19 protein-coding genes are annotated in these 21,028 nt (G+C 40.8%); 12 read left to right on the plus strand and 7 right to left on the minus strand.

Annotated elements, in window-relative coordinates; translation table 11 throughout:
* Positions 1–7: 7 nt before the first annotated feature.
* The 3 genes from ESA94_RS19985 to ESA94_RS19995 form a co-directional block, all read right to left on the minus strand.
* A complete protein-coding gene (locus ESA94_RS19985) occupies positions 8–3,493 on the minus strand; it encodes a VCBS repeat-containing protein (protein WP_129132724.1) in 3,486 nt (1,161 codons plus the stop codon).
* Between the two features lie 53 nt (positions 3,494–3,546).
* Complete coding sequence (locus ESA94_RS19990) at positions 3,547–4,779, minus strand: hypothetical protein (protein ID WP_129132725.1); 1,233 nt, start codon at positions 4,777–4,779, stop codon at positions 3,547–3,549.
* Between the two features lie 81 nt (positions 4,780–4,860).
* Entirely contained in the window at positions 4,861–5,475 is a 615-nt protein-coding gene (locus ESA94_RS19995; RefSeq protein ID WP_240671113.1) for a Crp/Fnr family transcriptional regulator, read from the minus strand.
* A 212-nt stretch (positions 5,476–5,687) separates the two neighbouring features.
* Here ESA94_RS19995 and ESA94_RS20000 point away from each other — a divergent pair, with 212 nt between their 5' ends.
* The 7 genes from ESA94_RS20000 to ESA94_RS20030 all read left to right on the plus strand — a co-directional run bounded on the left by ESA94_RS20000 (position 5,688) and on the right by ESA94_RS20030 (position 12,433).
* Positions 5,688–6,164 carry a c-type cytochrome gene (locus ESA94_RS20000; protein ID WP_129132726.1) on the plus strand — a complete coding sequence of 159 codons (477 nt, stop codon included), beginning with the start codon at positions 5,688–5,690 and terminating at the stop codon, positions 6,162–6,164.
* A 36-nt stretch (positions 6,165–6,200) separates the two neighbouring features.
* Complete coding sequence (gene nosZ / locus ESA94_RS20005) at positions 6,201–8,186, plus strand: Sec-dependent nitrous-oxide reductase (RefSeq protein ID WP_129132727.1); 1,986 nt, start codon at positions 6,201–6,203, stop codon at positions 8,184–8,186.
* 82 nt (positions 8,187–8,268) lie between these two features.
* Entirely contained in the window at positions 8,269–9,279 is a 1,011-nt protein-coding gene (locus ESA94_RS20010) for a nitrous oxide reductase accessory protein NosL (protein WP_129132728.1), read from the plus strand.
* Positions 9,279–10,511: a nitrous oxide reductase family maturation protein NosD gene (locus ESA94_RS20015; protein ID WP_129132729.1), complete on the plus strand. Its 1,233-nt coding sequence runs from the start codon at positions 9,279–9,281 to the stop codon at positions 10,509–10,511. The genes ESA94_RS20010 and ESA94_RS20015 overlap by 1 nt, the downstream gene beginning before the upstream one ends.
* 3 nt (positions 10,512–10,514) lie before the next feature.
* Positions 10,515–11,216: an ABC transporter ATP-binding protein gene (locus ESA94_RS20020; protein WP_129132730.1), complete on the plus strand. Its 702-nt coding sequence runs from the start codon at positions 10,515–10,517 to the stop codon at positions 11,214–11,216.
* Positions 11,217–11,226: 10 nt separating this feature from the next.
* A complete protein-coding gene (locus tag ESA94_RS20025; protein ID WP_129132731.1) occupies positions 11,227–11,994 on the plus strand; it encodes an ABC transporter permease subunit in 768 nt (255 codons plus the stop codon).
* Between the two features lie 43 nt (positions 11,995–12,037).
* Complete coding sequence (locus ESA94_RS20030; RefSeq protein ID WP_129132732.1) at positions 12,038–12,433, plus strand: group III truncated hemoglobin; 396 nt, start codon at positions 12,038–12,040, stop codon at positions 12,431–12,433.
* Positions 12,434–12,503: 70 nt separating this feature from the next.
* Here the strand turns inward: ESA94_RS20030 and ESA94_RS20035 are convergent, their stop codons facing one another.
* Positions 12,504–13,055 (minus strand): fasciclin domain-containing protein, encoded by a 552-nt coding sequence (locus ESA94_RS20035; RefSeq protein ID WP_129132733.1) that lies wholly within the window; start codon positions 13,053–13,055, stop codon positions 12,504–12,506.
* 137 nt (positions 13,056–13,192) lie between these two features.
* On the opposite strand from ESA94_RS20035, the gene ESA94_RS21535 reads away from it, so the two are divergent.
* On the plus strand, positions 13,193–13,369 hold the full coding sequence (locus tag ESA94_RS21535) for a DUF6728 family protein (RefSeq protein ID WP_164972807.1): 177 nt from the start codon (positions 13,193–13,195) through the stop codon (positions 13,367–13,369).
* Here the strand turns inward: ESA94_RS21535 and lpxB are convergent.
* On the minus strand, positions 13,347–14,471 hold the full coding sequence (lpxB, locus tag ESA94_RS20040; protein WP_129132734.1) for a lipid-A-disaccharide synthase: 1,125 nt from the start codon (positions 14,469–14,471) through the stop codon (positions 13,347–13,349). The genes ESA94_RS21535 and lpxB overlap by 23 nt on opposite strands.
* Before the next feature lie 424 nt (positions 14,472–14,895).
* On the opposite strand from lpxB, the gene ESA94_RS20045 reads away from it, so the two are divergent.
* Together ESA94_RS20045 and ESA94_RS20050 are read left to right on the plus strand one after the other, a co-directional pair.
* A complete protein-coding gene (locus tag ESA94_RS20045) occupies positions 14,896–15,294 on the plus strand; it encodes a hypothetical protein (protein ID WP_129132735.1) in 399 nt (132 codons plus the stop codon).
* Positions 15,295–15,457: 163 nt separating this feature from the next.
* Positions 15,458–16,303, plus strand: a complete 846-nt coding sequence (locus ESA94_RS20050; RefSeq protein ID WP_129132736.1) for a toxin-antitoxin system YwqK family antitoxin — start codon at positions 15,458–15,460, stop codon at positions 16,301–16,303.
* Between the two features lie 11 nt (positions 16,304–16,314).
* On the opposite strand, the gene ESA94_RS20055 is transcribed toward ESA94_RS20050, so the two are convergent.
* Complete coding sequence (locus ESA94_RS20055; protein WP_129132737.1) at positions 16,315–16,608, minus strand: hypothetical protein; 294 nt, start codon at positions 16,606–16,608, stop codon at positions 16,315–16,317.
* Complete coding sequence (gene surE, locus ESA94_RS20060) at positions 16,608–17,396, minus strand: 5'/3'-nucleotidase SurE (protein ID WP_129132738.1); 789 nt, start codon at positions 17,394–17,396, stop codon at positions 16,608–16,610. The genes ESA94_RS20055 and surE overlap by 1 nt, the downstream gene beginning before the upstream one ends.
* Positions 17,397–17,638: 242 nt before the next feature.
* Between surE and ESA94_RS20065 the strand changes: the two genes are divergently transcribed.
* The gene (locus ESA94_RS20065) at positions 17,639–18,388 is read left to right on the plus strand and encodes an XRE family transcriptional regulator (protein WP_129132739.1); all 750 of its coding nucleotides are present in this window, start codon (positions 17,639–17,641) and stop codon (positions 18,386–18,388) included.
* A gap of 102 nt (positions 18,389–18,490) precedes the next feature.
* Positions 18,491–20,953: a DUF5916 domain-containing protein gene (locus ESA94_RS20070; protein WP_129132740.1), complete on the plus strand. Its 2,463-nt coding sequence runs from the start codon at positions 18,491–18,493 to the stop codon at positions 20,951–20,953.
* Positions 20,954–21,028: the final 75 nt, after the last annotated feature.

A 21,028-nucleotide genomic window follows, 5' to 3' on the forward strand; every position in this document is an offset into this window, starting at 1 on the left:
GGGCTTTTTAATTGGCAAGTGTAAATCTTGCCGATTGCGAACCAAAAGAACTGCCAAAATAATATTCTTCTTTCCGTTGTTTGCCATTCTTTAATTGTACAAGTTTGTTTGTTGTTGCAATTTCAACAGGAGCAGTTGATCTTGTTTGTTTTAAATGGAATAATCGTAAGCGTCCCTGGTTTTGTGCTGCAACAACTGCAATTGATCCATTATAAGGAAACTGTATCAACGATCGGGCATTGCCCGGCACAAGAATACCACTTTGTAAAATAGGTAAAGGTTTAAAGTTGCCTGCGCCATCGCCTTGTAATAACAATCCGTTCGATGCATCAATGCGTCCCTGGTTCGGATGCATATCGTAAAGATTTCCTGTAAGCAGAATATCCATATTGCCATCTGTATTGTAATCGTTCACAGCCATACCAAATACCGAGCTGAATTGGGCCTGCACAGGAAGTGTATGTACTTCAAAATTAAACTTGCCTTTGTTTTCGATCCATACAGATGCAAGTGTTGTAACCGTTAATTTCAATTCGTTCTCCCGGTTAAAATTGCTCAACATTTTTTCCATGTCGGCATTGGCGTATGTATTGTAAACAGGAAAAAACTTTTTAATGGAAGGAATTTCATCTGCCAGCTGATCACGGTATGCAACAGGAAATTCTTTAACAGGTCCATGCAGTGTTGCAGGTTTCCATATGCTTAACAACACATCGTAACGGCCATTGCCATCGTAATCGTTGCTGTATGCATGCATCGGTTGCTTTTCTGTTGCATGATAGTAACCATTGTTGCCAAAGTTGCCTGCAACATAATCCATGTCGCCATCATTATCCATGTCGGCTGCTGTAATACTGTTCCACCAGCCCGTTAAAGCATCGGTTGAAGTTTGTTGCAGTACAAGTGTTCCTTTATCGTTACGGAAAAAACGAATGCCCATCCAGTAACCTGTAACAAGCAGATCTGCATCGCCATCATTATCAACATCGCTCCAGGCTGCATCGGTTACCATGCCGATGCTTGTTAATTCCGGCGCCACTTTAGCAGTAACTCTTTCAAAAGTGATGACTCCTTTTTTACTGTTGTTGCGCAGGAGAAAACTTGTTTCTGCTTTTGGATATTCACCTGGCACAGCTTTGCCTCCAACAAATAAATCAACATCACCATCTCCATCATAATCGGCACCTTTTACACAAGACTTGCTGTTTGTGAGAAGAGGAAGCGCTATACTGTCGTACACAAAAACTGCATTGCCGTTATTGATAAACAAACGATCGGCATAGCCAACACTGTTCTTAGGTAATTCGTTACCACCGCTGCAGAAATATACATCCAGATCTTTATCGCCATCTGCATCAAATAAACAGATGCCTGCATCATCGGCTGCTTGTTTAGTTGTTGTAAGCAGTTGTTTAGTGAACTGATGATTGCTTTGCTGCAGGTAAACAACAGGAGGTTCGGGTAAGCTGCCGGCAATAATAATATCGCTTAAACCATCTCCATTTAAATCGCCTGCTGCCATAGCCGGACCTGATTGTGAAAGCTTGAAAGGCAGCTGACGTTGTGTATTAAAATCTACATAATCGTATTCGTTGTGAAAAAAATCTAAACCTGTTTGTGAGGTGATGTTACTGAACAGATTGGTAACTGCAATGGATGCCTGTACTTCGTTATCGGGTTGTGCATTGGCCGATTGACTGATGGTGATTGTTTGATTCGTTACCACATCTTTCACTACTTCTTTTTTACCATTGGGCCAGTAAACAACTATGGAATCAATTTTAGCAATACTATCTAAACCAAAGTGCAGAATGTTTTCGGTTGAGCTCATGTAACCATGGTAAGGTGTATTTTCTGCAACCTGTTCTCCTCCTTTGTACATGAGTTTTACAAATACACCAATGCCGTTGATGTTGGATGTATCGCCACGGAAACGAATGCGGAGATAATTCTTTCTTTGTTGGGCTTCGTTGAGTTTGTTTTCAAGCAAACTTGCTTCCATGTTGGTATTGTTGATGATCACATCCAGATCGCCATCATTGTCAAAATCTGCAGTGGCAATACCGGCAGAGTAGGTGGGTATGTTCCAGCCCCATGCCAATGTTTGATCGCTGAAGGTTAAGTTGCCATTGTTACGATAGATGTAATTACTGATCTGGACCGGAGGCTGCCGTTGAATTAACTCTTCAATACTTGTTGCAGTTTGCGATTCTCTGTAAGCAACAAAATCAAGATCGGTAACATCTTTCGGTAAACCATTCGTCGTCATCAGATCTTTATAACCGTCATTGTCTGCATCGGCTAATAAGGCAGCCCAACTCCAATCGGTATTGGCAATGCCGGCGAGGTAAGCAATTTCGCTGAACACAGGTGCACCAATCGTATCATTTTCTGTTAAACGTGGCCCCTGGTTTAGCTGCAGTGTATTACGTACAAGCTGGTAAGGAAAACCAAACTGCGTGGAATATTGATACCAGTTGTAATCAACCGGATTAAACATCATCTTCTGCCGGTAATTATCTTCCGGCATCATATCCATTTCAACAATATCGAGCAGGCCATCGTTGTTAATATCACCTGCGTCGTTGCCCATTGCATTTAAACTGCTGTGTTTAAAATACTCGTTGTTGCGGTTGGTGAATGTGCCGTTTTTATTGTTGATGTAAAGGATGTTTCCGCTGAGGTAATCGTTGCTGATGTAAATGTCTTTCCAGCCATCACGGTTAATATCAAGCACACTTATACCAAGGCCATTACCTTCCCACAAAATGCCGGCTTCTTTTGTAACGTTGGTAAACACCGGATGCTTTAGTGTATCATTCCAATCGTTGCGAAATAAAATATCGTTGGTAAAACCGCTGCCATCATTTTTAATTTTTCGAAAATTGTTCGGAAACTCCTGGTTCAGATCGTTCACTACAAGGTATACATCAAGGTCGCCATCGTTATCATAATCGAAAAAATTAGCCATATGTGTACTAACGGTGTCAATCAAACCATATTCAGCTGCACGTTCTTTAAACGAAGGAATTTTTGTTACAGGATCAACACCTGTGTTTACATACAGCATATCTTTTTTCAGTTCGGCACTTTGCCAGGCAGCTGCACAAACATAAATATCTAAAAGACCATCATTATTAATATCTACAACAGTGGCACCACGGCTCCATTTTTTACTTCCATCCACACCGGCTTTTTCCGTAACATCTTCAAACTTAAGATTGCCCCGGTTAATGTATAAACGATTGGATGCAATGGATGCGGTAAAATAAATATCGGGTAAGTTATCGTTGTTGAAATCGCCAATGCCAACACCACCGCCATTGTAGAGGTATTGATAGTTGACCATATTCATTTGGGAGTTCTCAATAATTTCGTTGTTGAACGTAATGCCGCTTTGGGCAGAAGGCACGGCAACGAACAACGGCTTTTCTTTCTTTGCGCAGGCGCTGAACAACAGCAACGCAAACAATAACAACAGTGGCAATCGCATAAACAGTAGTATAGTTACCCGAATATAGGATAAATACACTGTACGCCCACGGTTTAAGCAGTCGCTTTAAGTGCAGGTTGTTTTAGTAATAAAACCAGCAATCCGCTTAGAATAATACATGCCGATACAAGCAAAAAATAGTTGGCAATGTTAAACGGCTGACTTTGCATGGCTCTTACTCCCTGCAACATTAAAATAACTTCGTTAAACAAAACGCCTGTTACAAATACCCATGCTGCAGTTGTTGCAGTACGGCCGGGCAGCACTAATAGTTTTTCTTTTAGCAACCAGCCAACAATAAACACACTTACAAAACAAAGCAATACAAGATGCAGGAATCCGATAACGATTGACCGCAAACCAAACGCATAAACATTTAATTGCGGAATGGCAGATAAGCCCTGCATCAGAATTTTTAATGCAAACGCACATCCTGCAATTATCCAGAACCATTTTACTACAGGCATCAATTGTTCATTGAATGTTTTTCTGTTTCGGTAAACAAATTGCAGCAGGTACCACAATGCAGGCAATTGAAGAAGAGCCCCGGTTACTGCCAGGTAATACATCCATACAGGTATACGCATCCACATCAACGAAAGAAACCATGCAGGTATTAATGCAGCAAGCAGCAAATAATAAAAGCGGTTGATGAGTATTGCATCAGCCGGGTTGCTGTTTTTTTGAATAACTGCAAAAAAGACCCCGGCTATTGTAAACAAAAACCAACCATTGTATTGAAAGTGCAGGTAGAAATAAACCGAACCGAAATACAGATCCTGCTGCAGGTTGCGTGTTGCCATTAAGTAAGCCAGCAGAAATGTACCTGCCGATGAAGCAACACTGCACAGCTGCCCTGCAATAATAAATTTTCGACTGATGGCGCTAATGTTTCGCTGCAGTATTTCTTTAATAACAAGTAAGGCAAATGCATACGATACAAAAATGGAAGCAGTTGAAAATGCAATAGAGCCTGTGTCGTAACCCGTAAACGGAAAAGTAAACAACATGCCAAAGCTGCTCATTTGTTGTGCCACCAATACCCATTCGAAACGGCGAAGACTTTTTTCTGAAGGTTGCAAAACATAAATAACCGCAATGTATAATGCAAGACTTACCCAGCCTGCAAACGCAAAATGAGAGTGTGCATGCAACAAATGTTTCTGTTCAACAAACGGTAAGGGAAACAGTATTTTGTAACGCAGTAAAACACCCAACGTTGCCAGTAAAACAAAATTGAATAATGCAAAGCGGGTCCACTTACTGTAAAAATTTGTAAAGCTCATATCAAATGCAAAGCACAGGAAAGAGATGAAAATTGCTTATGATTAAAGTCATAGTAAAAGATGAGGTTGTAACAAACAGGCTCAACAGAATACTTTTCCCCGTTCGATTTGCAGTTTGCCTTTTTCGTGCAGCTCACGAATGGAACGGATAACTGTTTCAACACGTAAACCCGTCATGTCGGCAATTTGCTGGCGTGTTAAATCAATTTTTAATTTTTCATTAGCCGGAATGCCGTGGCTTTTTTTGTATTCATTCAATAAACTGATGATGCGGTGCGACGGACCATACGATGAAATTTCTTTCGACATCATCGATTTAAAACGTAAACGCCTGGCAAGCGTTTGTGTAAAGCCAAAATGAATTTCAAAATTATCTTTCAGTAACTGCAGAAAATTTTCTTTTCGTAAACGGATAACAATACTGTCTGTATCGGCAACTGCACTGGCGGGGTAAGTAGCATCATCGAATAATGGTGGTTCGCCAAAACTTTCACCTGCTTCAAAAAATCCCTGTATAAACTCTTTGCCTTCATCGTTGCAATTGCACATTTTAATTCGGCCTTCTACCACCTGGTAATAAAAGTGGGCATTGTTGCCTTCGCAAAAAAGTACCTGCCCCTTTTCAATGTTATGCAACGTTGCTCCCCAGGCAAGAAGCAGATCGGTATCAATGATACAGGTATTGGTTTGTGACATGGAGGCAAGTTAGCCTCCGCATCCCGGATGCAGCAGTGATTGCAAACACTGTATTATATGATTTACGTCATAAAAATAAAGGGCTAATAGCGCAAAAATTGCATTTTAACTGGCATGAACAACGGGCGGTGGTTAATTATGACTTCAATCATAATGCGAGGTTTTACACCGTAGTAATCTTGTTCTGTCAAAAAACAAAAAAATAGTCACATATGAAAAAGTTACTTCTTGTACTGGGTGTTTGCGGGTTCATTTATGCCTGTGGCAGCAACTCATCAACCGAAAACAAAAGCAGCGATGCAGCTGAAAACAAAACACCGGCAGCAACTGAAAATCCATCCAACGATCCTAACCGTGGTATTGGCAAGTTTACTAAAGTAGATGTAGGCGCAACCTTAGATGCAACGATGGCTGAAGCTGGTAATAAGGTGTATGATGTAAAGTGTGCAAGCTGCCATAAACTAAGTGAAGAAAAATTAGTTGGTCCGGGCTGGAAAGATGTTACCAAACGCCGCACTGCAGAATGGATCATGAATTTCGCTACCAACACCGATGAAATGTTAAGCAAAGACCCCGAAGCAATGGCACAACTGGAAATATGTTTGGTGCGCATGCCCAACCAGGGATTAACTGATGATGATGCAAGACACATTTATGAATTTATGCGCAAGAACGATGGCGTAAAATAACAAAGGCAATTCTTTTTAACTCTTAATACAAAACAAATGAAACGTTTTAAAACACTACTGCTTTTAGCGATCCCGGTGCTTGCCTTATATACTACGGGATGTAAACCAAAAGGTGCAAGTGGTGCAGCTGCAACCGGTAACGCAGCAAAGGCTTATGTAGCTCCCGGCAAATACGATGAGTTTTACAATTTTGTAAGTGGCGGTTTCAGCGGACAAATGAGTGTGTATGGTTTGCCAAGTGGAAGATTGTTCCGTGTAATTCCTGTTTTTTCTGTTGATCCTGAAAAAGGCTGGGGTTACAGCGAAGAAACAAAACCCATGTTAATGACATCGAACGGTTTTGTTCCATGGGATGATCTGCATCATATTTCTTTTTCACAAACAAATGGTGAAATTGACGGACGCTGGAGTTTTGGTAATGCCAACAACACACCACGTGTTGCACGTATCGATAATAAAACTTTTCGCACTGCAGAAATTCTGGAGTTGCCAAATAGTGCAGGTAACCACTCTTCTCCATTTATTACAGAAAACTCGGAGTATCTCGTTGCAGGTACACGTTTCAGTGTTCCTGTTGGAGATAACCAGGATGTACCTATTGCTTCTTATAAACAAAACTTTAAAGGAACCATCAGCTTTGTAAGCATTGGTAAAGAAGGCGACCTGGATATTGCATTCCAGTTATTACTGCCCGGTGTAAACTTCGATCTCAGCCGTGCAGGTAAAGGACCAAGCCATGGTTGGTTCTTCTTCAGTTGTTATAACAGCGAACAGGCAAACACGTTGCTTGAAGTAAATGCATCGCAACGTGATAAAGATTTTATTCTTGCTGTTAACTGGAAAAAAGCAGAAGAGTATTTGAAAGCAGGTAAAGGTGTTAAACAACAGGTTCGTTATGCACATAACAAATGGGATGAAAAAACACATACTGCAAAGCACGAGATCAGAACAGAAGTAACAGTACTTGATCCTGCTATCTTGAAGGATATCTGCTATTTCATTCCTTGTCCTAAATCGCCTCATGGTTGCGATACCGATCCTACAGGCGAATACATTGTTGGTAGTGGTAAACTGGCTGCAGTAATTCCTGTATTCTCTTTCACAAAAATTCAAAAAGCAATTGCTGATAAGAAATACGATGGCGATTTTGGCGGTATTCCTGTAATTAACTACGAAGCAGCTTTGCATGGTGAAGTACAGAAGCCCGGCCTCGGACCATTACACACTGAGTTTGATGCAAACGGTAATGCGTACACTTCTTTTTTTGTAAGCAGTGAAATTGTAAAGTGGAATGTGAAAGAACTGAAAGTGCTGGATCGTGTACCTACTTACTATTCAATTGGTCACTTATCTGTTCCCGGTGGCGATACACGCAAACCATTTGGCAAATATGTTGTGGCTTACAACAAAATTACGAAAGACCGTTACCTGCCTACCGGTCCGGAGTTAACACAAAGTGCACAGATCTACGATATCAGTGGCGATAAAATGGAATTGATTCTCGACTTCCCAACTATTGGTGAGCCACACTATGCAGGATCAATGCCCGCATCGCTTATTAAAGACAAGAGTCAGAAGATTTATAAGATTGATGAGAACAATCATCCTTACGTAGCCAAAGGCGAGAAAGAAGCAAAAGTGGTGCGTGAAGGAAACAAAGTGCATGTGTACATGACATCAATCCGTTCGCACTTTGCACCCGATAATATTGAAGGTGTGAAAGTAGGTGATGAAGTATACTTCCATGTAACCAACCTCGAACAGGATTGGGATGTACCACATGGCTTTGCAGTGAAAGGTGCATTAAATGCTGAGTTACTCATTATGCCCGGTGAAACATCTACATTAAAATGGGTTCCTGAAAAAGTGGGTGTATATCCCATTTACTGTACCGATTTCTGTAGTGCATTGCACCAGGAAATGCAGGGCTATGTGCGTGTGTCGCCTGCAGGAAGTAATGTGCCGCTTACATTCAGTTTAGGTAAGCAAGGTGCACCTGAAGCAGAGGCTGCAAAAAAATAAGCGATCTCAAGTATAGATGATTATCATTTCTGTAAGGGCCGGCAGCAGGCCGGCCTTTTTACAGAAAATTAAAACACGAAAGATGAACAACAAATTGTCGGTTAAAGCACGCTATATTTCATTGCTCTGTGCAATAGGTTTAGCTGTGTCGCTGTTGTTTCCTTTATGGCGAATTGATTTAACAGCGCCACAATACCCTGAAGGATTGGGATTAAAAATTTATCCGCATAAAATTGGTGGCGATGTAGATGTGGTAAATGGATTGAACCATTACATTGGCATGCGCACTTTACATACCGAAGATTTTTTTGAATTTACGATTCTGCCTTACGTTATTGCTGCGTTTGCGGTGTTTGGATTATTAACTTTTTTGATCAATCGCCGCTGGTTTTTTTATACATGGGTTGTATTGTTTGTTGCATTTGGTGTTATTGCCATGTTCGATTTTTATCGGTGGGAATATGATTATGGACACAATCTCGATCCCAACGCTGCTATTGTTGTGCCGGGTATGGCTTATCAGCCACCGTTGATAGGGTTTAAACAACTGCTCAACTTTGGTGCGTATTCTTTTCCCGATGTTGGTGGATATATTTTTCTGCTTACCGGGTTGTTATTGGTTGTGATGCTGTTTTTTGAATTCAGATTGTCGCACAAAAAAGAGATACCTGTTAATGCTGTACTTACATTGGCTTTGATTTTTTTATTACAGTCGTGCAATGTAAAACCGCAACCCATTGCTTATGGCAAAGATGCCTGTCACTTTTGCAAAATGATCATCAGCGATAAAAAGTTTGGGGCAGAAGTGGTAACACAAAAAGGAAAAGCTTACAAGTTTGATGATACACATTGCCTGCTTGCATTCATCAATAAAAAAGAAGTGCCAGTTACTGAAATTGCTGCCACTTATCTTATCGATTACACACAAACAGAAAAATTAATACCTGCAGAAAAAGCTTTTCTGCTGCAGGGCAATACTGTTCGTGGACCGATGGGCGGTACGATTGCAGCTTTTGAAACAGAAGCAGCCATGCAACAGGTACAAGCTGCATGGAAAGCAAATACAATTACCTGGAAAGAAGTATTACCCTGATGCGATTACTTATAACCATATTGTGCTGTTGTGTACTCAACGTTGTAAAAGCCCGTACACTTACAGTTGGGAAAAGCAAAATGTACAGTTTGGTAAAGAAAGCTGTACAGGCTGCAGCTGTGGGTGACACAATTTACATTTACCCCGGTGTGTATAAAGAGCAGCACATTGCTATTGCAAAAACAATTCACCTGAAAGGTATTGGCTTGCCTGTACTTGATGGCGAAAAAAAATACGAGATACTGACCATTCGTGCCAATAATGTAACAGTGGAAGGAATCTGTTTTCGTTACTCAGGCAGGAGCAGTTATATGGATATTGCGGCTGTGCGTATTGCAGAAAGCAGAAACGTAGTTATCAGAAATAATGTTTTTGAATATGCATTCTTCGGCATCTATTCGCAGCATGCAACAGCATGTGTAATTGAAGGCAACCGGCTTTCTTCCGATGCAAAAGATGAAATCAGTTCGGCCAATGGTATTCATTGCTGGAAGAGCGACAGTATGTTCATTAATGGAAATACAATTACGGGTCATCGGGATGGGATATACTTTGAGTTTGTAACCAACTCACACATAAAAAATAATTACAGCTATCAGAATGTTCGTTACGGATTACATTTTATGTTTTCCAACAGTGATACTTATACTTCCAATACATTTCGTAATAACGGAGCAGGCGTAGCAGTAATGTATTCCAACCACATCAACATGTATAAAAACACATTTGCCGATAACTGGGGTAGTGCAGCTTATGGTATTCTGTTAAAAGATATCAGTGATGGCACTATCGAAGGCAATAAATTTCAGAATAACAGTGTAGGGGTGATGATGGAAGGAAGCAGCCGCTTACAAATGCAGAAGAATACGTTTGCACAAAATGGCTGGGCAATGAAGATACAGGCCAACTGCATGGATAATGTGATTACGCAAAACAATTTTACCGGCAACTCTTTTGATGTGGCTACAAATGGCGAATTGGTATTGAGCAGGTTTGAAAAAAATTACTGGGATAAATATGAGGGCTACGATCTTAACCGAAATGGTATTGGCGATGTGCCATACCGGCCGGTGAGTTTGTATGCAATGATCACCGAACGCAATCCGTCGAGCATGATGTTGTACAGAAGTTTTATTTCATCGTTGATCGACAAGATGGAAAAAGTTATGCCTGCACTTACACCTGTTGAATTGAAAGATGATAATCCGTTGATGAAACCTTTAAAATTCTGAGCTATGCTGATAGCATCGAACGTTACAAAAACATTTGGCAAACTGAAGGCACTCGATAATGTGAGTGTTACCTGCAATAAAGGACAAACCATTGCATTGATTGGTCCCAACGGAAGTGGTAAAACAACACTCATTAAAACTATGCTGGGCATGGTCGTACCGGATAGTGGGTTTATTACATTCGATCAGCACAATATTCTGCACAGCTGGCATTACCGTGAACGGATCGGTTATATGCCACAGATCGGTCGTTACCCCGATAACATGACCATTGCACAGGTGATGGATATGATGAAAGACATTCGTAAGAGTAATGTGCTGGATGAAGACCTGGTAAAAGAATTTAAGTTGCCTGCATTGGCGCAAAAGAAAATGCGTACACTCAGTGGTGGTACCCGGCAAAAAGTAAGTGCATCGCTGGCCTTTCTGTTTAATCCTGATGTGTTGATCCTTGATGAACCGACTGCCGGACTCGATCCGCTTTCGTCGGAAATACTCAAACAAAAAATTATTGCCGAAAAAGAAAAAGGTAAACTTATTTTAATCACATCGCATATCCTCAGCGAACTCGATGATCTTGTAACAGAGGTCATTTATATGCAGGATGGTAAACTGCAGTTTCATAAAAGTATAGAGCAGCTGCAGCAAGATACCGGCCAGGTAAAACTTACACAGGCAATTGCACATGTAATGAAAACACATTAAACAACAGCGTATGCGCACCATCGTAAAATATGTAATGCTCGATTTGCTGAAGAACCGCATTGTAATGGGTTACACATTGCTGTTGCTTGTTATCTCTTTCGGTATGTTCAGCATCGATGCCAATTCAACCAAAGGCGTATTAAGCCTTATGAACATAGCACTCATTTTTGTGCCGCTTATCAGCATAATTTTTTCAACCATTTATGTTTACAACTCAGCAGAGTTTATTGAGTTGCTTGTGGCGCAGCCTTTAAAGCGAAAAGCATTATGGCTGAGTATTTATTGCGGGTTGGCATTATCGCTTTCGCTTGCTTTTTTAATTGGGGTAGGGTTGCCTGTGCTTATTTACGAAAGTTCGGCAACGGGATTGGTGTTGGTTATTTCCGGGTTATTTCAAACGCTCATTTTTACGGGCATTGCTTTGCTTGCATCTGTAAAAACAAGAGATAAGGCAAGAGGCATTGGCGTATCAATTTTAACCTGGTTTGCTTTTACACTCATTTACGATGCCATTGTAATGTTATTGCTTTTTCAGTTCAGCGATTATCCGCTGGAAAAGCCGATGATCGCATTAACCATGCTCAACCCGGTTGACCTTTCACGCATTTTAATCTTATTAAAGTTGGATATTTCGGCAATGATGGGTTACACCGGTGCAGTGTTTAGCGATTTCTTTGGCGGTAAGTTGGGAATGCTGGTATCGGCAATTGTACTCTTGTTGTGGGCAATGGTTCCTGTTTGGTTTTCGGTAAAACAATTTCAACGCAAGGATCTGTGATGCAGAGCAGGTTCTTCTTTGTGCTAAACATCAAACACATTCGATGAAAAAAGATATTGAAACAACCGATGATATTGTGTTGCTTGTAAACTGCTTTTACGAAAAAGTAAAACAGGATAAAACGATCAGCTTTTTCTTTAGCAAAGTGGTGGATGTGAATTGGGAAAAACATTTACCGGTGATGTATCGTTTTTGGGAGAATATTATTTTTCATAGTGGCGGGTATACCGGAAACCCAATGCAGGCGCATACAGCTCTGAATGCAAAACACACAATGCAAGCTTCTCATTTCGAAAAATGGATCGAGCTGTTTAATACAACGGTAGATGAATTGTTCGAAGGTGCTAACGCATTGCTGGCAAAACAAAGAGCTTATTCTATTGCAACGGTTATGCAAATAAAAATTGCTGCATCAGCAAACGATCAACCTGTTTATTAATTTGCTGTTCATAAAAAGAAAGAGGCATCTGCTTGGATGCCTCTTTTGATATGGTTATTTCAAAGGGTTATTATTTTGCAGGAGCAAGCAATACGCCGTCTGTTACATAGATGATTCCGTTGCTTGCAGGAATTGTAGCAACGATGTTAATGCCGTTCACTGTCATCTTTCCATCTTTGTTGCCAATAGTAATGTTTTGTCCGCTGGCCATGCCATAAGTAAGTCCATCACTCATCAATGCATCTTTCAACACGCCCACATATACATGGTATTCAAGAATGCTGCGGAGCTTGTCTTTGTTTTCGGGTTTCAACAAATTGTCGAGTGTGCCTGCAGGTAATTTATCGAATGCTGCATTGGTGGGCGCAAAAACCGTAAAAGGTCCGGCATTGGAAATTACATCTACATACTGTGCTGCCTTTAAACCTGCAACCAGGGTTGTATGATCTTTACTGCCGGCTGCAATTTTTACAATGTCCTTTGCCGATTCATTGTCTTCAACAGTTGATTGGCCACCATCGGCGGTAGTTGTAGTTGCAGCAGCAGTGTTACTGTCGGTTGAATTGTTGCACGAAATGCAAATGCCCAGCACAAGAGCAGGGAGTATAAAACGATAGTTCATAAACAGGGTTTAGTCTTTAAACAAATGAGAAATTATCACATCGAAACTAAAACAGCTGCTTCCAACAGTTTATGATTGAAGTCATATTCAACCCAACTTTCTTCTAACTTTGTTGTTGCTATTAAAAAATATGTGTTATGGGAATTCTACGCCAGGTTGCCGAATATCTGTACATTAAAAAGCCCGATCCAAACGAAGAAAAAACGCAATGGATGAAGTATATGCATGGCATTAACCGCATTTCCATTTTTGTATTTCTGTTTGCGATGCTGGTATTGCTGCTGCGTTACGTTATTCTGCCTTTATTCCGTTAAGAATTGCTTTTGCAGCAGCTGAAGATGCATGACCGCCTGCCTGCAGAACGGAGCGTAGTTGTTTGTAATCCTGCAACATGGTTTCACGCTTTGCTGCACCAGGCAAAACAGAACGCAACTCCTGCACAAGATTTTCTGTATTCATTTCATGCTGAATTAATTCTTTCACCACTTCTTTATCCATAATAAGATTTACCAGCGAAATGTATTTGATGTTAACCAAACGTTTTGCGATCTGGTAACTTATTTCGTTGCCTTTGTAGCAAACAACTTCGGGTATTTCAAATAAAGCTGTTTCCAATGTTGCAGTGCCCGATGTTACCAACGCTGCAGTTGCATGATGCAGTAACGAATAGGTTTGATTACTTACATAAGAAACATTTGTATAAGGATTTAATAATTCGTCGTAAAACGAACTCTCGAGCCCGGGTGCTTTTGCAACAATAAACTGGTAACCGGGAAATTGTGTACTTACATCCAGCATAACAGGAAGCTTTTTCAGTATTTCCTGTTTACGGCTGCCGGGTAATAAAGCAATAATGGGTTTTGATCGATCGCCTGTGTGCTGGAGTGTTTGCTGATCTTCTGTTTTAAAACGATCGATCTCTTCCATTAACGGATGACCAACATATTCAACAGGCCAGTTCCATTTTGTTTGATAGTAAGGTTGCTCAAACGGCAGTATCACCAGCATCTGATCGATGCATTGTTTCATCATCTTCACCCTGTTTTCTTTCCATGCCCAAACCTGCGGAGAGATGTAATACACTACACGGATGTTTTCTGCTTTTGCCCATTTGGCAATGCGTAAGTTAAAGCCGGGATAATCAATCAAGATGAGCACATCGGGCTTATGTGCAAGAATATCTTCTTTACAAAAAGCAAGATTGCTGAAAATAGTGCGGATGTTTTTAATTACTTCCACAAAGCCCATGAAAGCAAGATCACGGTAATGTTTTACCAATGTGGCTCCTGCTGCCTGCATTTTTTCGCCACCCCAGCAACGGATCACCGCTTCATGATCGTTATGATGAAGTTCTTTAATAAGATTGCTGCCATGTAAATCGCCGCTTGCTTCGCCTGCTATAATGTAATACTTCATGTAAATGTTCTTAACGATAACTTCTTTGGGCCAGTTGTTGTCTGTTTGCGCAAAGATAAACATCTCTTGTATCTGCCGTTTTATGCGTAAACTAAGCCATAACATAGAGTTAACAAAGCATCAAAACAGCCATTGGGCATCATGTAGAAAAAATGCTGAAACCCTTTGCTGGCAAGTGTTTACGAAAGCCTTTTTTAAATTTAAGGCCATAAAACCTGCGTTTATTTGACTTGTGCTGCAGTTATTTGCGGTTTACTTTTGTGTTGTCAATGATGCTGAAACACTCAAAAGCATCGGTCCGTACAAAACATCTCCGGAGTTCAAAAATTGACAATTCTGCTTGCTCCAACGATACTTGTTCCTCTATGCGATTTTTGCCTTTGAAAAAAGAAACAATTATTTTAAAAATTTAAAGCATAGTAAAATGAAAACAACAGTAAAAAATGCAGTAATTGGTTTATTAACCTTGTTAACTGTAACAACAGGATTCAGTGCGAACGCAACAACAGTAAATGGTGTAACTCCTGGTGCTGAATTGAAAATGATCGGTCGTGTAGATAATCAGCCTGTATTTCAACTTTCTTTGAACAACGCAGCAAACGAAAAATATGTAGTTGTAGTGAAAGATGAATTCGGTGCAATTCTCTACCAGGAAAATGTAAGCGGTGTAAACATCAAACGTAAATACCAATTAAATACCGAAGAATTAGGTTTTGTTGGTATTACCATTGAAATCATCAGCTCAAAAGAAGCAAAACCGGCTGTGTTTACAATCGAAAACAGCACACGTGTTGTTGAAGAAACATTGATCGTTAAACAATAAGCCTGAGAATTTAGTCATAATCAAATAGACAAGGGTTACGGGTCGCCATTTTTGGCGACCTTTTTTTTTACAGCTTGTTAATGTTATGAAGCAGGAAAAAAACTGACTGCAATCTGTGCTATCGGGTGTTAGTGCACCTTAACTTTGCAACAGATTGTAGCGTATGAACAAAAATTTACTCGGTTTTTTTATTGCATGTGTAATATTTAAAGGCTCTTTTGCTCAGCATCATTTTCACGCATCGGGCAACCCTCCAAAGCTTCCGGTCGAAATTTCAGTTTTCACATTTAGTCATTCATTGTTTAAGAGTTATCCTTTCAGTTTAACTAATGACGGAAGTCTGCAGGCTGTAACCAACAATGGTTCTGCATACAGTGCCACCGGCAAAAAAGGAAAACTGCATGGCAGCTGGCAAAGCAGTTACGCCAATGGCCAGTTACTCGATCAGGGGCATTTGATAAAAGGTGTACCAAACGGCGAGTGGAAAGTTTGGAATGCGGCAGGGCAGTTAATTGCTTTGCGTACTTACAATGCCGATCTGTTTCACCGGGTTAAAAGAGAGGTGGAGCTGAATCATCCGAAAAATTATTCGTTTGCTATTACAGCCCGTTATAAAAAAGAGGGCAGGGATGCTGTAAAGTTTTTGCAGGCAGGTTCATCGTTTATTCAGCAAAGAGCATTGCGCACAAGTGATATTGCCGACCTTGTACATATTAACAGTACAGATATGCTGCATTATCATCCTGCATTTAACGATTGTCTGCATCATGGCCTTTACATGAATTATTTCGAGAATGGTATTGCAAAGGATTCTGGTCATTATAAAGAAGGTTTGCGTGATGGTGTGTGGATACACCGCACTACCGAAGGCACATGGAAAGGTGCTTACAAAAACGGCATCCGCTACAACGAATGGAAGTTGTACAATGCCATGGGAAAGTTGAGCCTGATCATCTTCTATAATAAACAGGGAAAAGAAACCGGTAGAAAAAAAATGGGACTTTCGTAAGCCCCGTTTTTTTACATAAAGAATTTGGCGTAAAGAATAATGAGGCCATACATCACCGTCATGGCAAAAATGCCGACCGCTGTTTTATCTCTTCTCGAATTAATAAACAAGGTGAAAAGAATAATGTTTGCAATTAAACAAACACTGCCTGCAGCTGTAAGCATTGCTTTATTGGTAAAGAAAAATTCTACAAACTCACCAAAGCTGATGGATGGTGCTTTTACAAAATAATAAATTACAAGACCTAAGATGGGAGCGAGTGCCCCTAACGCAATACCAAAAGGTAGTTTATCCAGTTTCAGCATCAGAATTTCAGTTTGGTTTCTAATTTCTTTTTGACTTTATAATCTGTAAGATCGAATTGAACGGGAACAACACTTACAAAATTGTGTTCGAGGGCCCAAACATCGGTATCTTTTCCTTTATCGAAGTTTTTAAATTCGCCGGTAAGCCAGTAATAACTTTTTCCTGAAGGGTCTTTGCGCTCATCAAAATCTTCTACATACTTCGCATATGCTTGCCGGCAAACTTTTACGCCTTTAATTAAACTTGCATCTACATTGGGGAAGTTTACATTGAGGCAAAGATGTTTGTCCTGCTTGCCTTTAAGCAGCTGCTGCACAATCTGGCGGGCATACTGTTTTGCACCGCTGAAATCGGCTTCCATACTGTAGTTGAGTAAGGAAAACCCAACCGACGGAATGCTTTCAATACTTGCTTCAATAGCTGCACTCATAGTACCGCTGTAAATAACATTAATACTGTGATTGGCACCGTGGTTAATACCGCTGAGGCAGATATCGGGTTTGCGGTGCAAAACTTTATCAACTGCAAGCTTAACACAATCTGCAGGTGTACCACTGCACTGCCATGTTTCTACATCATCCATTAAATGCACACGCTGTAAACGCAATGGAAAACCAATCGTAATGGCATGGCCCATTCCACTCTGTGGTTTATCAGGAGCAACCACCACTACTTTTCCTAAATCTTTTACTGCTTCCACCAGGTTGCGGATGCCCGGTGCGGTTACGCCATCATCGTTGGTAATGAGGATGATGGGTTGTTCTTTCTTTTTAATACTCTTCGCCATAAACTGTTCCTTTCTTATACAGCGTAAAAGTGAGATTTATTAGGGAGTTGGCAAAATATGGTCTGCACCATGTTGAATAAGATCATCTGGATTTGTAGAATAAAGTACGCTGTTGTTTTGTTGATGCGTCTTTGTTATCAATACTCATGTGGAAATTTGTGAGCAGTGATGTTAAGGGGAAGAAATAAAAATTTGTCAAGCTAAAATAATTAGTATATTAGCGCCATAAAAATTAGTAAGCTATGGCAATTGCTAATCAAAATCTCAAATACCTGCGCAAGCTGCGTGGGTGGACCCAGGAAGAGTTTGCACAGAAGATCGGTATCAAGCGTTCGCTGGTAGGCGCCTACGATGAGGAGCGTGCCGAGCCGAATTATGATGTGCTGGAAACAGTAAGCGATCTGTTTAAAGTAAGTATTGATGATCTGCTGCGTAAAGACCTGAGCGAAACCAAGGGAAGTTATCTTGCCAAACGCCGTCAGTTAAAGATGATGGCAGAAACCAATGTCATTCATTTTGTGCCGGTAAAAGCAGCAGCAGGTTATCTCAATGGCTATGCCGATCCGGAGTTTCTGGACGAGCTGAATACTTTTACATTACCCATGCTCAGCGGCGGTACTTATCGTGCATTTGAAATTGTGGGCGATAGTATGTTGCCAACACCCAGCGGCAGCGTAATTGTGGGAGAGAAAGTGCATAACCTCGATGATGTTAAGAACAACAATGCCTACATCATCCTCAGTAAATCGGAAGGGGTGGTGTACAAGCGGGTATTGAAAAGCAACCGCAGCAAAAACAAACTTACTTTGGTAAGCGATAATCCCACTTATCAGCCATATACAGTAAATGCTGAAGATGTCCTGGAATTCTGGAGTGCGCAAATGGTATTGAGCCGTGTAAACCAGCAGCAGCGTTGGGATGTTACCAATCTGGCTTCTTTGGTAACCAACCTGCAGGATCAGGTAAATAACCTCAAGAAGAAAATGAATTAAATGAAATGAGTTGCCCCCGGCTTAAGTCGGGCAACTCATCATATTAAGCCGCTCATCCAAATCGAAAAGGGTGAGCGGTTTTGTTTAGTAGCTTGCCTCTTTATGAAACTGATTGTAACCCTTATCTCACTGCTTGCCACCCTTCATTTGTTTGCCGGAAATGAACCGGAAAGAAGTCTCCAGGCCAATAAAATTTTACAGGCTCCAAAAATTGATGGTGTGTTGGATGAAGCCTTTTGGCAAACAGCACCGGTTGCAGAAAACTTTATCGTAAACAGTCCAAATTATGGTGAGCCATCGGCATACAAAACCAAAGTGTATGTTGTGTACGATAACAGCTCTATTTACATTGGTGCTTATTTGTACGACGATCCGAAACTGGTGCGTACGCAGTTAACTGCACGAGATAAAGAAAACCTGCAGGATGTAGATTATTTTTCAGTTTTCTTTGATACGTATAACGATGATCAGAATGGGTTTCAATTTTTAGTTACAAGCAGAAACGTACAAAGCGATGGCCGTTTGAGTCCAAACAGAAATTCATCGTTTGGTCCGCCTAGCGACTATAGTTGGGATGCAGTTTGGGAAAGTAAAGTAACCATGCGTGAAGATGGCTGGGTTGTGGAAATGAAGATTCCTTATTTCTCCCTTCGCTTTGCAAAAAAAGAAAAGCAGGATTGGGGGCTTAACTTTCAGCGTTATGTCCGTCGCAGTAACGAAAGCTCTTACTGGAACAACATCAATCCTAATCAAAATGGTTTTGTAAATCAGTTTGGCCGTTTAAGTGGTTTGGAAAATCTTACACCTCCTTTACGTTTATCGTTTCTGCCTTATGTTACGGCGGGCTACAGAACAGTACCAACTGCAAAAGGAAGAGTAAATGAGTTTTTGCGCAACGGTGGTATGGATGTAAAGTATGGCATCAACGAAAGCTTTACATTGGATATGACCTTGATCCCCGACTTTGGACAGGTGATAAGCGATAACGTTGTAAATAATCTTACGCCTTACGAAGTACAGTTCCAGGAAAACCGTCCCTTCTTTACCGAAGGCACAGAAATATTTAATAAGTCAGGGTTGTTTTATTCACGAAGGGTTGGTGCAACGCCATCAGGTTATTACAAAGCAAGAAGCATGGGCTCAACAGACAGCACACGTATTATTTCCAACCCCGGTGTTGTGCAGTTGTTCAATGCAACAAAGTTTTCAGGAAGAACAAAACAGAAGCTGGGCATTGGTGTATTTAATGCAGTAGGTGCGTCGATGTTTGCTGAAATTGAAAACACCAACACAAAAGAAGTTCAGCGTGTACAAACAGAACCTTTAACCAATTACAATTTAATCGTCATCGATCAGGCGTTGAAAGGTCGTTCATCAATAACACTAACCAATGCCAATGTTACACGCAGCGGTGTAGCAAGAGATGCAAATGTAACGGGGCTGGATGTGTACCTGTTTGATAAGCGAAACCGTTATGGTTTACAAGGTAAATTCGATTACAGCAAAATATCAGGGCTGAATCCTTATAATGGATTTAAAACAATGTTGAGTCTTGGAAAAGTAAGTGGAAAGATCCAGTACAATTTCTTAAGTAACATAGAAAGTGACCGCTACGATCCGAATGATCTTGGTTATCTCGGTGCTCCCAATAAAGTAAATCATCAGTTTCGCATCAGCTATAATCAGCTAACTCCAACGGATAAATTTATCTCGTACAATTTTAATTTTACTGTGCGGCACGAGATGCTGTATAAACCGTTTGTGTTTACCAATGTGCAATACAATGCAGGAGCGTTCTGGTTCTTTAAAAATTTTTGGGATCTGAGTGCAACCGCTATTTATCAACCACTGTGGCAGAAAAATTATTTTGAATTACGTACACCCGGCCGTTACCTGCGGCAGGTGCCCTGGGGCTTTTTACGTTTGAGTGGAAGCAGCGACAGCCGCAAGCGTTTGTTCTTCCGTTATGCATTTGGTTTTGCAGAGTCGGTTGATATTAAGAACGATCCTTACATTGTTGCCAACCCAGGATTACGTTATCGTTTCAGCGATCGCTTAAGTATGGATATCGATTGGCGTTTGCAGGACGATCGTGGACAGTTTGGTTATGCATTTATGCGTGAAGCAAACGGTGAACCTATCATCGGCCGCAGACGTAACCGTGATGTTACAACACTCATTACCGGCATTTACAATTTTACCAGCCGCATGAATGTAACCTTGCGTGCACGCCATTACTGGAACAAAGTGGAGTATGTAAGTTTCCATAATGTAAGTAATGATGGCTGGTATCTCGACCGTGCTTTTATTCCGGGGCAGGATCAAAACTTTAATGCTTGGAATGTGGATGTGTTCTATACCTGGGATTTTAATTACGGAAGCCGTTTTGTTATTGGTTGGAAAAACTGGCTGGCAAATGATTACCCGGTTAATGGCGACCGTTATAAAACGTATTGGGGTAATGCTGCACGTGTTTTGGCATCACCACAAGGAAATGAATTTACTGCACGGATGATCTTCTTTATCGATTCGCAAAAGCTGAAGAGAAAACGAAATCAGCTGTAAGCCGATAGTGGTAAGTAGCGAGTCCTGAACGTCCTTCGACTTCGCTCAGGATTGAAGGGTGGTTGCTGATTGGAT

The sequence above is a fragment of the Lacibacter luteus genome (assembly GCF_004118265.1).
Classification (GTDB): Bacteria; Bacteroidota; Bacteroidia; order Chitinophagales; family Chitinophagaceae; genus Lacibacter; species Lacibacter luteus.